Genomic DNA, 16070 nt, shown 5'->3' with positions numbered 1-16070 from the left:
CCCCATAAAACTACCAGCAAATATATAGAGTCTCCTTTAAATCGTCGACAAAGAAGTTAAATTGTAATTAAAGTTGTAAATTATTCGCTATTTTTTAAATTATATCTATATTTATTCACACTCTCAAATAAAGTTAAAAAAAACGGCGTTCTTTTTTTTATAAAAAATAATAGAGTTTTTTTTCGTATGCCACTAATAATTATATCTGATTGCTGTACTGCTTTTATAAGCTCCTTATCGCTACATATGTCCCAAAAAACTTTATATTGATCTTTAAACTTTATATCATGTTTGTATTCATTATTTATACAGATCAATGCATGTGTAATTAGTTCATTGTATAATTGAGTAGTAAAATCATAATCTGACTTTTGTTTTAGAACGTCTTTTAAATGATTGTAAAGGAGTGATAATTTCCCCCATAAATTCACAACATAACTTCCAGTAATTGAAGCGCTGTTATATCTATAATGATATGAATAAAAATCTGATAAAATAGATATACTGTTACAGTCCATAATTACTGGTACAATTAGTTGTTGATCCTCACCATTTACAATATCTTCTCTATAAAAATTCAGGTTATTTTTAACAATGGATGTTCTAATTAGCTTTCCACACCTGGAGTTTGCTATTACCTTTCCTATAACCCTATCGTAAATTAACGCGTCGACAATATCCTCTAACCTATACAATCCACTACCCAATTTTGTTAAATTATAATTACTATTGCCATTTTCATATTCCCTAATAGCTTGGCAACAAACAATATCAGCATTCGTATATTCTTGATTACTTATTAGGACTTCTAAAAAGTCTACACTAATCCAATCATCACTATCAACAAAACAGATGAATTCAGAAGATGATTTCATAATACCAAAAGTACAAGCTGAAACAAGACCGCCATTTTCCTTGTGGAAAACTTTAATCCTCGAATCTCTTTTCCTATATTCGTTACAAATTACCCCAGAATTATCTGTTGAACCATCATTAACTAAAATTAAATCAAAATCTTTATAACTTTGTGCTAGAACACTATCGATACATTGGCGTACATATTTTTCAACATTATACACAGGTATAACTATACTGACTTTTGACACGATGTCACCCTCTTTAGTTTCAAAGTTCTAGGTTAAAATTTAATCCTTTTTTAATCTATAAATTTTTCAGAAAACTACGTTAAATGTAAATGGATCCAAATTCCCAGTTTAATAAAAATCGCAGCTCTTGATTTCTTAGGTTATTAAGAAATTCTATTTTTTTCTTCATATAAACTACCTAACCTAATAGAGGAATAACAAATAATTAACATTAAAATGTTATTATAAATAGAAAAACCTTGACCCGACTGAATCGAGATTAAAAAAGCTAGTGATATAGTTAAGGAGCTTTTGTCTATTCTATACTTATAGTCCCTTATAGCATTCCTAAAGAAATCTCTAAACAATAAACAAATTAAGATAAAACCAACTATTCCCCAAATAGCAACAACCTCCAAGGTTGCATTATGCAATGAGTATAGATAATCAAATTTAAGGTTATAATTTTGAATTCCCACACCAAAAAGCATTTTATTTACTTCATTAAATATACCCTGGAAATAAAAGTTCATAATTTCATTCCTACCATTTGTTAAATCATTAACCTCAGTAAATCTCTTTACAAAACTTACACCGTATTCTGGTAACAGTTTCGTTCCAATTAAATATATTATTGAAAGGATTAAAGTAATTAATAATATAGATCTTAATGCTTTTTTTACAGTAATTGATGTAGTGAGGAGGTGAAAAAAGATCACGAAGAAAAAAACAATAATAAAGGTCCTGGATTGAGACATAATCCCAAATACAGTAGTATAAATAATAATAAAGATATATACATTGCTCTTGTTTATATTGTATAACAGCAACCCAATACTTATAGCAATAACAGAATATACTCCTAATGAATTTGGGTTTAATGATATTAATTGACCCTCCGTATATATATCAAGTATTTGCCTAGTGCTTCCGAAACGCACTCCTAATAAAATTATTTCATCAAAAGAATAGTATTTTAAGGTCTGACCAATAATATCTATTGTCATTATAATAAAACCCAAAAGGTAAAACTTTAATATTAATTCATGATTGTAGCTTTCATGTTTGTCTGCCATAACTACTAATATTAAAAGCAGAAATGGTAGAAACCTTATAAAGTCACCAATTGAGAAATACCCATAGACGGAAGACAATAATTCTATTATTAAAATTATCAGTATATAAAATACGGACGAAAACTTAAGTTTTATATTCTCTTTATTTTTGATTATCAAAATCAAAAGCCCTATACCTATGATAAAATTATATGAAACACCACTTGATATAGGGATAATAAAAGCAAAAAAACCAAGTATTATATTTTTATCATTAATAAGAAATAACATAAATGCTAGTAATATTAAGAAGTATTTAGAGATGGATACCCCATAAATATCCCTAACCAAAATTACACATATAAATAAACTTATAATTACAAGATTATTAAGGCTTATAAGCATTGTTCTATATTTACTATTTCCCCTTAATTTAAATGTGAAATCTCCCATTATAATTCCTCAATATATTTGTCATACCACATCTGGAATACATAATATCCCCATAAATACTTAGTATATCTATATTTTTGATATTCATCTGTATTTTCTAATTCTCGTATCATTTTATTTATAATTATGTGATTAAAAATACCTTGTCTTATTAATTTCTCAGATTCACTATAATATTTAAGCTTTTTAATTAAGTTGTTTTTAAGCCATTTTTGTAAAGGTACGGAGAAACCTTTTTTTGGTCTATCCATCATATGCTTAGGCACATAGTCATATAAAATATCTTTAAGTATATATTTTTTTTCGTTGTTTTTATATTTAAATTCATGGGGTATCCTGAAGGAATATTCAATTATTCTATAATCTAATAAAGGAGATCTACCTTCTAATGAATACTTCATAGTTGCTCTATCAACTTTTTGTAGTAAGTCTTCTGGCAAAACTGTTAGTAGGTCAACTAACATTAACCTCTGCATCCAATTATTTGTATCAAACAAATGCTCAATAGGGAATTTTATTTCATTCTGTTTACTAATAACCATTTCATTACAAATACTAATATTATGAAGACCACCAACTTGTGATTTTAGTTTTTCATCTCTATTATTTATGATTGTTTTTACTCCATTTGGTAATTGGCTAATAATATTAAACTGTTTCATAAAAGGTAGATTCAATAAATTATGCAGAATTAACCCAATTTGATCATATTTCTTAGCTTTATTTGCTGAATCGTATCTTCCATAACCGCAAAAAAGTTCATCGCCACCATCTCCATTTAATGCAACTGTAACTTCGGTCTTTGCTAACTCAGATACTAACATTGTAGGTATCTGTGAAGAATCAGCCATTGGCTCGTCATAATAGTCTGGTATACTATCAACTAGTGAATTCATCTTAGATTCTTCTATATAGAGCTCAGTATGTTCCGTACCTAGATATGTTGCGACTTCCTTTGAATATATTGCTTCATCTAGCTCCTTGTCCATAAAACCTATTGAAAATGTTTTCAATGGTTTTTTACTGTTTTTTTGTGCAATAGAAGTCACAAGAGTTGAATCTATTCCTCCACTTAAAAAGGTACCTAGTGGAACATCAGAAATCATTCTTTTTCTTACCGAGTCTTCAATCAAGTTTGATAATTCTAATTTAGCTTGTTTATAATCTTCAATTGGATTTTCTCTATTTTCCAAATACTTATCAACTACATTCCAAAATTTTTCCTTTTCTATTTTGCCATCCTTATAAATTAGAAGTTGTCCAGGTTCCATTTTATAAGTATCTTTAAAAATGGTTTCAGGAGCATTAATGTATCCATGATATAAATATTTTGAAATAACGTTTACATTTATATCTTTTTTAAAATATGAGTATTTCATTATTGGTTTTAACTCACTTGAAAAAACAAAATCTCCATTTCCGAAGTAATAATACAGAGGTTTTTTACCAACTCTATCTCGAGCTAAGATGAGCTTTTCATCACGAAAATCATATATCGCGATAGCAAACATTCCGTTTAATTTATTTAGGAAATCCAATCCCCACTTTAAATACGCTGCAATAATAACTTCTGTATCACTTGTCGATATAAAATTATATCCAACTAATTCTTTTCTTAAATCCTTAAAGTTATATATTTCACCATTAAAAACAATTGCAACTTTTTTATCTGTAGAAAACATGGGTTGATGCCCCAGTGGGGATAAATCAATTATAGAAAGTCTTCTTTGTGCAAGTCCAATATATTTATTACCCGATTGATGAATCTCCTCACCGCTATCATCTGGGCCACGGTGTTTCATTGTATTATTCATTTGTTTTAGATTACTTATATTGATTTTATGATTTGATATAAAACCACAAATTCCACACATAACTTGCCTCCTCATTTCATATATTAGCGACAACATACATTTACATATTTCAAGTCTTTTAATTAGTGAAATAGAAATGATTATCATCTGGAAAAAATTATGTAATTAAACCACCACCTGCTAAAGCAGGCGGATTTAGTCATAAATGTCTACGACTAAAGTCGTTAGCTAAGACTGAAGTCATCTGAAAGACCCTAAACTAAAGCCTACTAAATAAGACTAAACTCATTCTTCATTCTTGAAAATATCGTTCTTTTCTTCATTAAATTGGTTTGCAATATAGTTTCTGATCATTTCTTCTGTCATCGTTCCAACTGTGGCTGACCCCAATATTTCTTCTTGGCAACAATCTCGATGATCGTCCTTTTAAGTACTGTAAGATTATACTCGGAGCACTTGGCAGGCATGATAACAATAAATGAATGTGATCTTTTCCAATACTCCCTTGCAAGATTGAAATTCCTCTTGCTTCGCATCCCTGTCTGATTAACTCCCTTGCTCTCACAACAATTGGCCTATGAAACACCTTATACCTATATTTCGTTAACCATATGACATGATACTTGATGTCATATACGGCATGACTACTTTTTTTATAGCCGTCCATACTTTCACTTCACTCTTTAAGTATGGACACATAAGTTCACGACTAAAAGCTTATACCGTCTATAGACGATGAATTTAGACCACGTATTTGTAAATTAAAATATGTTTTAATACCTAAAATATTTTATTTATTATTTAGACAATATTTTTTTATTAAATACTCTTTTTTTTCATTTGGTCCCATATTTTTTGTATAATCTACTTCATCATTAAGGCTTCTATAGTAATCATCAATTGATTTAATAACTTTACAAGGAACACCTGCAGCAACAGAGTTTGAAGGTATATCTTTAGTAACTATAGATCCTGTACCAATTACTACATTATCACCAATTTTTACACCTGGCATAATTGTGCATCCTATTCCTATAAAAACGTTATCTCCAATTACTATCTTTCCAAACTTATCTGCATTGGGAAGTAAATCTAAATTTCTGAGAACATTTATCCCACCATCATGTGTAATGAACTGATTTTTAGCGGTAATTTTTACGTTATTACCTAATGAAATCAAATATGGTTCACTACCAAAACTAACCCCTCCAAATATCTGACAGTTACTCCCCATTTTTACACCATTCTTTTTGTGGAATAAAGCAATTTGATATGGATTTCTAGCTCTTATAAACTGAAACTTTTTTATTATTTTTTTTATTGTTTCCATAGATAATTCGCTCCATATATTCTAAGATATGATCTCCAATGACTTCAATACTGTTTTTTACTTGTACTTTTTTTGCGTTATTTCCTAATCTTATCGCTAGTTGAGTGTCATTCAGAATTTCTCGAATAGCTTTTTCCATTTCATTTTCCTCATCTACTGGAACTAAGATTCCATTCTCGTAATTGTTTATTAGTTCTCTTGGTCCCATATCACAATCTGTAGAAACACACGGCAACCCACATGCCATAGCTTCTAAAAGAGCATTAGGCATACCTTCAAGTCTAGATGGAAATACAAATACAGCAGCGTCAAAGATATTAGTAGGAATATTCTTCATATGTCCTGGAAGCTCAACTTTATTTTCAAGAGATAACTTCTTTATCAACCTTTGTAAACTTTCTAACTCTTCTCCATCTCCATAAATCAACAATTTATACTCAGGATAATCGTGATGTATCATTGAAAAAGCCTTTATTAATACATCAAAGCCTTTACTATTTATAAGTCTACCTACTGACACAATTGTTTTTTTTCTATTAAACTTAGTTGGTAAATCCGTATAATCATTTACAAAAACAGGGTTTTGTATAATTATACTTTTCTTGTGTATTAATTTTGGGTAGTAACTTTTTGCTCTCTCTGTTTGAAATATGCATCCATCTGCAAATATTGATAAAGGACGCTTTAATTTTTTCCACATTGTCCCTTTCATAATTACATATGGATTACTTCTCTCGCTATATATTATTTTACTATTTTGAGAGATATTAGCTACTATTGTTATGAACAAGGAAGTTACTGAAAAGCACAAAATTATATCAGGCTTTTCTTTTAATATAAAACTTCTCACTCTTTTGATATGGAAAATGTTGTTTTTTACCGCTTCGTAAGCATTTTTACTTTCATAACTTCTATTACAGTTGTAATATTTTACTTTACTGCTTAATAAATATGCTACTTCGCTATCACGTAGAGTAACTATACTTACCTCATGATTCTTGTTAACAAAAAAGTTTGAGAGACTAGCTATAGTTCTCTCTGCACCACCAGCATTCATGGTAGCATGTACAAACATAATTTTCATAATTCACCCCAAATTGTTGATTTTATCTTTTTGTAAACTTTTTAGAAATGAACAATCCTAATATGTTTCTAGGGTCAACTGATACTTCTTTATATAGCCAACCATTATTTAAGGTTAATCTAATAAAATCTCATTTTGCTTTTTTATCCATTCAATATAACTAAAGTCATTCGCTCTTTGCCTAGATCTATCGGCATATTTATTTCTTAAATTTTCATCATTTAACATCATTACTATGGCATCGGCTAAGTTTTGATCACAATCCTCAATAATACTGGAGTTATAATTTTCATGCTCATTCATTCGCTTTACTAGAACTCCATATTTCCCCATTTCGATAGAAGTAGTTGATTTAGATAGACTTGTATCAGGTGCAAGAATTTCTCTCGGCCCAGTTTTACAATCTGATGCAATAACTGGTAATCCACAAGTCATCGCCTCTACCATTGCGTTTGGAAAACCTTCAGATGTTGAGGTTAGCACATAGATTGAACTTTTTGAGAAGTATTTAAATGGATTTGTTTGATAACCACCGTAAATTATGTTATCTGAAATATTAAGTTCATTTGCTAACTTTTCTATCTTTTGTTTATTTCCACAATAGTTTTCGCCTAAAATCAGCAACTTGATATCTTTTTCTTTTTTATGGACTAATGAAAATGCCTTTAGTAAATGCCAATATCCTTTTTCTGCACGAAAAGTACCTGCAGTAACAATCACCCTATCATTTCCTATTTTTACAAAATCATCACCAGAAATTCTTTCTTTTGAAGATTTTATTATTTTATCCACATCATACCCATTATAAATAGTTTTGATTTTAGATGAAGGAATTTTATATTCTTTGATAATTGTTCTAGACATTAATTCAGAAACAGAAACAATTAAATGAGATTTATAACAAAGGAATTTTGAAATTGGTTTGAATAAATATTTCTCCTTTATTCCTTTACCTAACCTAATCCTTTTGAATCCTCTAATAGAAATAACTTTTTTATCGTTACCAAACGAAAACACATTCACTAAATTAGCTGTGTCTCCAAAACTATAGGTTATATCAATATTATTATTCTTTTTAAACCTACTATATAGATAAATACGTTTTAGTATATTTAAAACTCTTTTAAACATATTGTTTTGTGGGTTAGGCTTAGCATTTAACGATATTAATTCACAACCCACTTCGTAAGTGATCTTTGAGTCATCAAATACAACAATATAGATATCATAAAAATCACTCATCAATAATGAAAGCCGGGATACAACTCTCTCTGCACCCCCATGTCTCATCTGAGGTATCATAAGTACAAGCCTTTTTTTCACCTCATTTTGCATTATAAATTCTCCTTATACCATTTAATAGCTACTTGAATTCCACGTTCAAAGCTCCAATCAGGATCATATTCAAGCATTTCTTTCGCTTTACTAATATCAGCATTACTATGCTTAATATCACCTTTACGCTCAGGTCCAAAAATCGGCTGAATATCTTTCCCTAATGCATTCAACAATTGGAAATATATATCAATCAAATATTCCCTTCCACCGAAGGCAATATTATAAGCTTGTCCTGCTGCATCATTAGGAGCGTTACAAGCCTTAAGATTTGCTTCAATTACATTTTCGATATAAGTAAAGTCACGGCTCTGCTTTCCATCACCGTTTATTGTTGGTTGTTCATCATTAAGCAATTGTTTAATAAATTTCGGAATAACAGCTGCATAGGCCCCATTAGGATCCTGTCTTCTACCAAATACATTGAAATAGCGTAAACCATAGGTATCTAAATCGTATAATTTGGTATATAGTTTTCCATACTCTTCATCCACCTTTTTAGTAAGAGCATAAGGGGACAATACATTTCCTTCTCCTCCTTCCTTTTTAGGAAGATTAGGCTCATCACCATAAACAGATGAACTTGAAGCATAAACAAATTTCTTTACACCATTTTGTCTTGCAGCCTCCATCATATTCAATGTGCCTTTTATATTAATCTCATCATATAACAATGGCATTTCTATACTTCTCGGAACGCTTCCCCATGCTGCTTGATTAAGAACATAATCGATCCCTCCGCAAGCTTTCATACAAGTGTCAAGGTCACGAATATCTCCTTCGACAAATTCGTAGTTGGGATTGTTTAAAAACTCTTCTACATTTTCTTTTTTACCAGTTGAAAAATTATCAAGCCCTCTAACCTTATAGCCTAACTTGAGAATTGCTTCCACTAAATTGGAACCAATAAATCCCGCGGAGCCAGTTACTAAAAATGTACTTCCTTCAGGAAACTTTATATTTTCATATCCCATTCCTATAACCTCCAATATAAAAAACCTACATCCTCTGCTTCTTTTCGATTAAACATTCCTTTAATATCCATTAATACACAATCATTTCTTTCAATATCAATTCCAAATTCTAAAGTTGCAGCTACTTCATTCATAACCTCCGAATTAATAAATCCAGTTGTTCCAAACATCATCTTTACGTCTTCCAACTGAATAGCTTTAAATTCATCATGTGGAACTGCAAAAATTACTGCATCCATTTCTCTTATGTCTTCTATTTCACATAAATTAATTCTATATTCACGCCACAGATCTTCTTTATCTGCTGAAGGATCTACTACTTTAACATCTATACCATACTCTTCTAATTCTTTAATTACGTCGATTACTTTTGTATTTCTAACATCTGGACAGTTCTCTTTAAACGTAACACCAAAAATAGCTACTTTAGCGCCATTTATTTGTTTATTTGCCTTAATCATTTTCTTTACTGTACTTTCAGCAACATATTTACCCATATCGTCATTTATTTTTCTTCCCGAAAGAATAATTTGGGAATGATAGCCCATTTTCTCTGCCATATACGTTAAGTAGTATGGATCAACACCTATGCAGTGACCACCAACAAGACCTGGGGAAAAATCAAGAAAATTCCATTTTGTTCCCGCTGCCCTAAGGACTGCCTTCGTATCAATTTCCATTTTATTGAATATGATGGAAAGCTCATTCATGAAAGCAATATTTATATCCCTTTGTGCATTCTCTATAACCTTTGCAGCTTCAGCCACTTTGATACTTGCTGCTTTATGTACTCCAGCTTCAACAACTAATTCATATACTTTTGCAATAATATCTAAAGTTTCCTTATCTTGACCTGATACAACCTTAATAATGGTCTCTAATCTATGAACTTTATCACCAGGATTAATTCTTTCTGGAGAATAACCAACTTTAAAATCTATACCGCACTTTAATCCGGATTCTTTTTCTAAAATTGGAACACAGATATCTTCAGTTACACCCGGATAAACTGTAGATTCAAAGACAACTATCGAACCTTTTGTTAGATTCCTTCCTAAAGTTCTACTTGCAGATTCTATTGGCATTAAATCTGGTGTATGATCATCTTTTACAGGTGTAGGGACTGCAACAATATGAAACTTCGCTTCTCTAAGCCTTGCTTCAACTGAAGTAAAATCAACAGTTGTATTCTTGATTATTTCATTTCCAACTTCTTTTGTTGGATCTACACCGTCCTTATATAGAACAATTTTTTGTTTATTTACGTCAAAACCAATTACATCAACTTTTTTAGCAAAAGCAACAGCTATTGGCATACCAACATAGCCTAGTCCAAGTAGGGATATCTTTTCCTCTTTATTAACTAACTTCTCGTATAGATTCATTATGTTTCTCCTTCTCGACAGTCTTTTTTATTTCTTTCAAATATGCACTAATTACAATATTTCTATCAAACTCATTTTCCATCTTTCTCCGCCCATAGATTCCCATAACTCTTTTTTGATCGTAAGGCAAGTTTATGAACTTAATAATCGCTTCAACTAAGCTTTCAACATTCTTAGCCTCAAATCCAAATCCAGTCAAGCCTTCATCAAATGCTTCAATACAACCAGTTACCCTTGAAGCCAATACTGGCCGTCCTGACGATGCTGATTCTAGTAGAACATTTGCTAAACCTTCATGATAAGACGGAAGTATTGTTGCATGAGTTTGTTTAATATATGAATGCACGTCATTCTGCTGCCCATGGTATTTAATAATATCTAATCTTTCTAACTCATCTAACTTTTTATAATAATTTTCTTCGCTACCTCCAATTAAATGGAATTGTACATTTGGATATTGAACTTTTACCAATTCAGCTGCTTCCATTAATTCTTCTATTCCCTTTGCTTTCATAATCCGCCCAATAAACAGAAATTTTATATTATCATCAATCATTGGATATTTTTCAAATTTTTGTAATTCTAAATTTACACCTGAGCCCGGAATTAATCTCGTATTGCTCTTAACGATTTTATTGTCGATGAAGAACCTTTGATTAGTTTTATTTTGGAAAAATACACATGACGCTTTTTTTAAACCTAACCTATAAAGCTTCAGAGTTACCTTTTGAATTAACCCCTTATTTTCAATAGAGGTTCCCAGTCCAGTTATATTTGTAATATATGGTGTTTTGGTTATCGCACACGCTATACCTCCATAAACATTAGGTTTAATTGTGTATGTTAAAACCACATTTGGTTTAATACGTTTTATTATTCCCATATAATTAATCAATAATTTAATATCCTTAAGCGGGTTTGTTCCTCTTCTATCTAAATGGGTATCTACAAATTTACACCCTATTTTTTCTAACTTTGGTACATATTCATCATTAGGTAGAGAAACATAAACCTCATTGTTTTGATTAATTAATGCCTCTAACAATTCTTTTCTAAAGTTATATAAACCCATACCAAAATTCGCAAAAACAAGAATCTTCATATCCTAAACCCTCCTAACTGGAGCACCCACGTAAACTCCAGGTTCAGTAATATCCTTGATCACAACAGCTCCTGCCCCGATTTTGCACCCACCGCAGATGTTTACGTTATTACTTACTATACTACCAATCCCTAACCACGATCCTCGCCCCACTTTCACTGCCCCTGCTATATGTACCCCTGGGGATACATGCGCAAAATCCTCAATATTATTGTCATGATCTACTGTAGAACCAGTGTTGATAATGCAACCCCTTCCAATTTTAGTACAACAGTTAACTACTGCTCCCGCCATTACCGCTGTCCCTATTCCTATCTCCACTTGTTCTCCAATTACTGCATTCGGATGAATTAGTACCGGAATGCTAGCACCAACCGTTTCTAGCTTTTCATGCAAATTTTTTCTAATAGCATTATTTCCAATACCAACAAATATTTCATAATCATCTACATAATCAATATCTTTATCAGAAGTTCCAATAACTTCAATTCCCATTGAGATTTTGATACTTCTATTATCATCTAGAAAAGCAACGCTTTCCCACTTTTTCATTTTTATTGCAATGTCAGCAACTACTTTTCCATGACCACTAGCACCGATTATTAAAATTTTATTTTTCATATCTTTATTCTTTCCTTATTAGAACCCTTAAAAGGCTCCATTGTAGCTGCAGTTTCTGAATTGATGCCTTCTCTGACGAATACCTTTTTAATGGTTAGTAGAATTATCTTCAAATCCTCAATTAAACTTATATTATCCACGTACTCAACATCGAGTTTAAACTTCTCTTCCCAACTAATAGCATTCCTACCGTTAACTTGTGCCAAACCAGACAAACCTGGCCTAACCTCATGTCGGAGTTTTTGTTGATCATTGTAAAGTGGCAGATACTGTACCAACAATGGCCTTGGCCCAATAATTGCCATATCACCTTTTAAAATATTAAATAGTTCTGGCAATTCATCTAAAGAAGTCGAGCGTAAAAAACGGCCAAATTTGGTTAACCGAATTTGGTCTGGCAACAATTTACCGTGAACATTTCGTGCATCTGTCATCGTCCTAAACTTATACATAATAAAAATCTGTTCTTTCAACCCTGGTCTTTCTTGTTTAAATAACACCGGACTACCTAGTTTTGCTCTTACAAGTAAAGCAACAACTAAAAGTACCGGACTTAGAACAATAATAGCCATCAGAGATAATATAAAATCCATAGGTCTTTTAATAAATTCTCTATAGATACCATCTTTGGAATTTTGCATTACTCTAACCACAATCCTTTAATAATCTTCACTACCCTCTCTAAATCCTCATCTGTCATCTTCGTATCAGACGGCAAACAAACACCGTTTTCAAATAACTTCTCTGAAATCCCATTACCAACAAAATCATACTTCTCAAAGAATGGCTGCAAATGCATCGGTTTCCAAACTGGTCTTGATTCAATATTATCTTTCTCAAGAGCTTCTATAACATCAATTGGTCTGACCTTGTCACACAAAGTCATACCGCTTAACCAATAGTTCGGCACATTCCATTCATTGCTTGGCATAAACTCAACGCCGTCAAGTTCACCAAGTTGCCGCTTATAAAACTCAAAGATATCCCTCTTCTTCTCAACTCTCTGATCTAATACTTTTAACTGGCCTCGCCCAATGCCCGCAACAACATTACTCATTCGGTAATTAAATCCTAGTTCACTATGTTGATAGTGTCTCGCTTGATCTCTAGATTGAGTCGCCCAAAATCTCGCCTTAGTAATTCGCTCTTCATTATTAGAAACAAGCATACCACCGCCGGAAGTAGTAATGATCTTATTGCCATTAAATGAAAAAATGCCATAATCGCCAAAAGTTCCAGTGTGCTGTCCTTTATAGTAAGTACCTAAGCTCTCAGCTGCATCTTCTATAACCGCAACATTATGCTTCTTACAAATCTCCAATATCTTATCCATATCTGCAGATAGACCATACAGATGGACTACAATAACAGCTTTTACTTCTGGATACTTCTCAAAAGCTTCTTCCAATGCTTTTAGGCAAATATTCCATGTCTCATAATCACTATCAATAAAAACAGGAATTGCGTTTTGATAGATAATTGGATTTGCCGTAGCTGAGAATGTCAATGTCGGACAGAAAACAATATCCCCTTCACCTACTCCTACTGCTTTAAGAGCTAAGTGAATCGCAGCTGTCCCAGAAGTTAATGCTGCAGCTGCTCTTGAACCAACCTTTGCAGCTAATTCATTCTCAAATTCGTTCACATTTTCACCTAAAGGAGCAATCCAGTTTGTATCAAAAGCTTCTTTTATATATAGCTTTTCATAACCTTCATCACTCATATGTGGTGAAGAGAGGAATATCCTTTCTTTCACTTTTATAGACTCCATTTTCTAAACTTCCTTCCCATTTCAAAACTCTTTTCAAATTTTTTATCAACTAAATGGATAACCTTCATTTAACAAAGCTAATTTGAAACATAAAATAAGGTACCTAATGTTATAGACATTTTTTTAAGTCTTAAAATAAAATTGGCGCAATCCAAACCTCCATTCTAAATCTAGGTTCAAATTAACTTCCTTCTACTCACACACTACCTACTAATAAAGTCTTTTCACCAAACTTCGTATTAGCTACCCCGATCAAAGTCTCCTTCAAATAATCTTCATCCATTTTTAGCAACATTTCTATTACCGAATACAATTCTTCCTTTCCCATCGGCTCAGCCTTCCCTATATGAATCTTAGGAAACACTTTTTTCGCTTGAACCTCATTCTCATTCAGTAACTCTTCAAATAACTTCTCTCCAGGTCGAATTCCTGAGAATCTGATTCCAATTTCTTCAATTGTATAACCAGAAAGAGCGATAAGGTTTCTTGCGAGGTCAACAATTTTAACCGGCTCCCCCATATCAAGAACAAATACCTCTCCGCCTCGAGCCAACGCTCCCGCTTGTATTACAAGTCGTGAAGCTTCAGGAATGGTCATAAAGTAACGAGTCATTTCAGGATCCGTTACAGTAACTGGCCCACCAGCTTGGATTTGCTTTTTAAATAATGGAATGACACTGCCACGACTGCCAAGTACATTCCCGAAACGAACAGCTACAAACTTTGTCGCACTTTCTTTTGCAAGATTCTGAATAATCATCTCTGCAAATCGCTTCGTTGCACCCATAACATTTGGCGGATTCACCGCTTTATCAGTTGATACTAAGACAAAGTTTTTTACCCCGAACATATCTGCAGCTTCTGCTACATTTCGAGTTCCAAATATATTATTTTTCACAGCTTCCATTGGATTATATTCCATTAAAGGAACATGCTTATGGGCCGCAGCATGATACACAACGTCAGGCCTATATTCAGACATAATATTAAAGATCCGAACACGATCTTGAACATCAGCAATAATGGGTATTATTTCCGATCGTTCCTTATACTTCTCTTTTAATTCCATATCAATCAAATAAATACTATTTTCACCGTGACCAAGAAGAAGCAATCTTTGTGGCTGGAACTTGGCTATTTGCCGAGATATTTCCGAACCAATCGAGCCACCAGCACCTGTAACGAGTACGGTTTTCCCCGTTAATTTTTCAGAAATCGCACTCATGTCTAACTCAACTGGTTCACGGCCAAGTAAGTCTTCCACTTGTACATCACGAATTTGATTCACTGAAACTCTGCCTGTAACAAGGTCTTCAATCAATGGCATAATTTTTGTCTTTGCATTTGTTTTTGCACATTCTTCATATATTCTTTTAATCTCATGTTTTTCTAATGAAGGAATTGCAATTACGATGTTTTCAATGTTTAGTTCTTCTACTAATTGGGGAATATCTTGAATATCCCCTTTGACTTCAATTCCATAGATTTGAAGTTTATACTTTTTCGTATCATCATCCACAAATGCTATTGGATATAGATCAACATCATTATTTTTCAAAAGCTGCCTAGCAACCATCGTGCCTGCTGAACCCGCTCCAACAATTAAGGTACGTTTCTTACTAGGATTCGGTGAAATAAATCGGTCTCGTAGAACCCGCCATGAAAATCGGGAACCACCGATAAAAATCACATGTATCATCCATGTGATGCCTAAAACCCTAAAATATACATCCTGAGTCAAGATAAATTGAATCATTGCCGTCACTGCGATAGAAAAAGTAACGGCCTTCACAATCGCTAATAACTCTCCGACACTTGCATACTCCCATGCTTTTTGATAGAGGCGATATATAGAAGCAAATAAATGATGGCTAATTAATAATGAAATCGCACAAATCCAAAGCAAAGGTATTGTGTAGACATGCAAAGAGGGATGCAAAATAAAATACCCTAGGAATATCGCAGATAAAACGATACATGAATCCAATAGAACTAATAATGGTACCCGTTTTTTATAACTCAATAGCTATCCCTTCTTTAATTAACAATTTATATTTCTCG

13 protein-coding genes and 1 pseudogene are annotated in these 16070 nt (G+C 32.3%); all 14 read right to left on the bottom strand.

The genetic code is table 11. The annotated features are described in order from the left end of the window. Window positions 1-80: 80 nt before the first annotated feature. The 14 genes and pseudogenes from ACIQZI_RS03890 to ACIQZI_RS03825 all read right to left on the bottom strand — a co-directional run bounded on the left by ACIQZI_RS03890 (window position 81) and on the right by ACIQZI_RS03825 (window position 16032). A complete protein-coding gene (locus ACIQZI_RS03890; protein ID WP_403069608.1) occupies window positions 81-1106 on the bottom strand; it encodes a glycosyltransferase family 2 protein in 1026 nt (341 codons plus the stop codon). 143 nt (window positions 1107-1249) lie between these two features. After that, window positions 1250-2593 carry a hypothetical protein gene (locus ACIQZI_RS03885; protein WP_403069605.1) on the bottom strand — a complete coding sequence of 448 codons (1344 nt, stop codon included), beginning with the start codon at window positions 2591-2593 and terminating at the stop codon, window positions 1250-1252. Next, window positions 2593-4467 carry an asparagine synthase (glutamine-hydrolyzing) gene (asnB, locus tag ACIQZI_RS03880; RefSeq protein ID WP_403069602.1) on the bottom strand — a complete coding sequence of 625 codons (1875 nt, stop codon included), beginning with the start codon at window positions 4465-4467 and terminating at the stop codon, window positions 2593-2595. Before asnB ends, ACIQZI_RS03885 begins: the two co-directional genes overlap by 1 nt. 379 nt (window positions 4468-4846) lie before the next feature. Further along, a pseudogene (gene tnpA, locus ACIQZI_RS03875) lies at window positions 4847-5074 on the bottom strand (IS200/IS605 family transposase); the annotation flags it as partial. Between the two features lie 123 nt (window positions 5075-5197). Then, window positions 5198-5737: an acyltransferase gene (locus ACIQZI_RS03870; protein WP_403069599.1), complete on the bottom strand. Its 540-nt coding sequence runs from the start codon at window positions 5735-5737 to the stop codon at window positions 5198-5200. After that, window positions 5688-6821 (bottom strand): glycosyltransferase family 4 protein, encoded by a 1134-nt coding sequence (locus tag ACIQZI_RS03865; RefSeq protein ID WP_403069596.1) that lies wholly within the window; start codon window positions 6819-6821, stop codon window positions 5688-5690. The genes ACIQZI_RS03870 and ACIQZI_RS03865 overlap by 50 nt, the downstream gene beginning before the upstream one ends. A 114-nt stretch (window positions 6822-6935) precedes the next feature. Beyond that, window positions 6936-8156 carry a glycosyltransferase gene (locus tag ACIQZI_RS03860; protein WP_403069593.1) on the bottom strand — a complete coding sequence of 407 codons (1221 nt, stop codon included), beginning with the start codon at window positions 8154-8156 and terminating at the stop codon, window positions 6936-6938. Further along, the gene (locus ACIQZI_RS03855; RefSeq protein WP_403069591.1) at window positions 8156-9130 is read right to left on the bottom strand and encodes an SDR family oxidoreductase; all 975 of its coding nucleotides are present in this window, start codon (window positions 9128-9130) and stop codon (window positions 8156-8158) included. The genes ACIQZI_RS03860 and ACIQZI_RS03855 overlap by 1 nt, the downstream gene beginning before the upstream one ends. Window positions 9131-9132: 2 nt before the next feature. Continuing rightward, window positions 9133-10515 carry a nucleotide sugar dehydrogenase gene (locus ACIQZI_RS03850; protein ID WP_403069589.1) on the bottom strand — a complete coding sequence of 461 codons (1383 nt, stop codon included), beginning with the start codon at window positions 10513-10515 and terminating at the stop codon, window positions 9133-9135. Next, on the bottom strand, window positions 10490-11617 hold the full coding sequence (locus ACIQZI_RS03845; RefSeq protein WP_403069586.1) for a glycosyltransferase family 4 protein: 1128 nt from the start codon (window positions 11615-11617) through the stop codon (window positions 10490-10492). Before ACIQZI_RS03845 ends, ACIQZI_RS03850 begins: the two co-directional genes overlap by 26 nt. A gap of 3 nt (window positions 11618-11620) precedes the next feature. Beyond that, complete coding sequence (locus tag ACIQZI_RS03840; protein ID WP_403069583.1) at window positions 11621-12238, bottom strand: acetyltransferase; 618 nt, start codon at window positions 12236-12238, stop codon at window positions 11621-11623. Continuing rightward, window positions 12235-12879, bottom strand: a complete 645-nt coding sequence (locus ACIQZI_RS03835; protein ID WP_403069580.1) for a sugar transferase — start codon at window positions 12877-12879, stop codon at window positions 12235-12237. The genes ACIQZI_RS03840 and ACIQZI_RS03835 overlap by 4 nt, the downstream gene beginning before the upstream one ends. Next, the gene (locus ACIQZI_RS03830) at window positions 12879-13994 is read right to left on the bottom strand and encodes a DegT/DnrJ/EryC1/StrS family aminotransferase (protein ID WP_403072019.1); all 1116 of its coding nucleotides are present in this window, start codon (window positions 13992-13994) and stop codon (window positions 12879-12881) included. Before ACIQZI_RS03830 ends, ACIQZI_RS03835 begins: the two co-directional genes overlap by 1 nt. Window positions 13995-14205: 211 nt before the next feature. Beyond that, window positions 14206-16032, bottom strand: a complete 1827-nt coding sequence (locus tag ACIQZI_RS03825; RefSeq protein ID WP_403069577.1) for a polysaccharide biosynthesis protein — start codon at window positions 16030-16032, stop codon at window positions 14206-14208. Window positions 16033-16070 lie beyond the last annotated feature (38 nt).

It is taken from the genome of Peribacillus sp. NPDC096379 (assembly GCF_044762875.1).
Lineage (GTDB): Bacteria > Bacillota > Bacilli > Bacillales > DSM-1321 > Peribacillus.
Note: the sequence above shows the minus strand (reverse complement) of the source record. Positions and strands in the feature narration are given on the sequence as shown.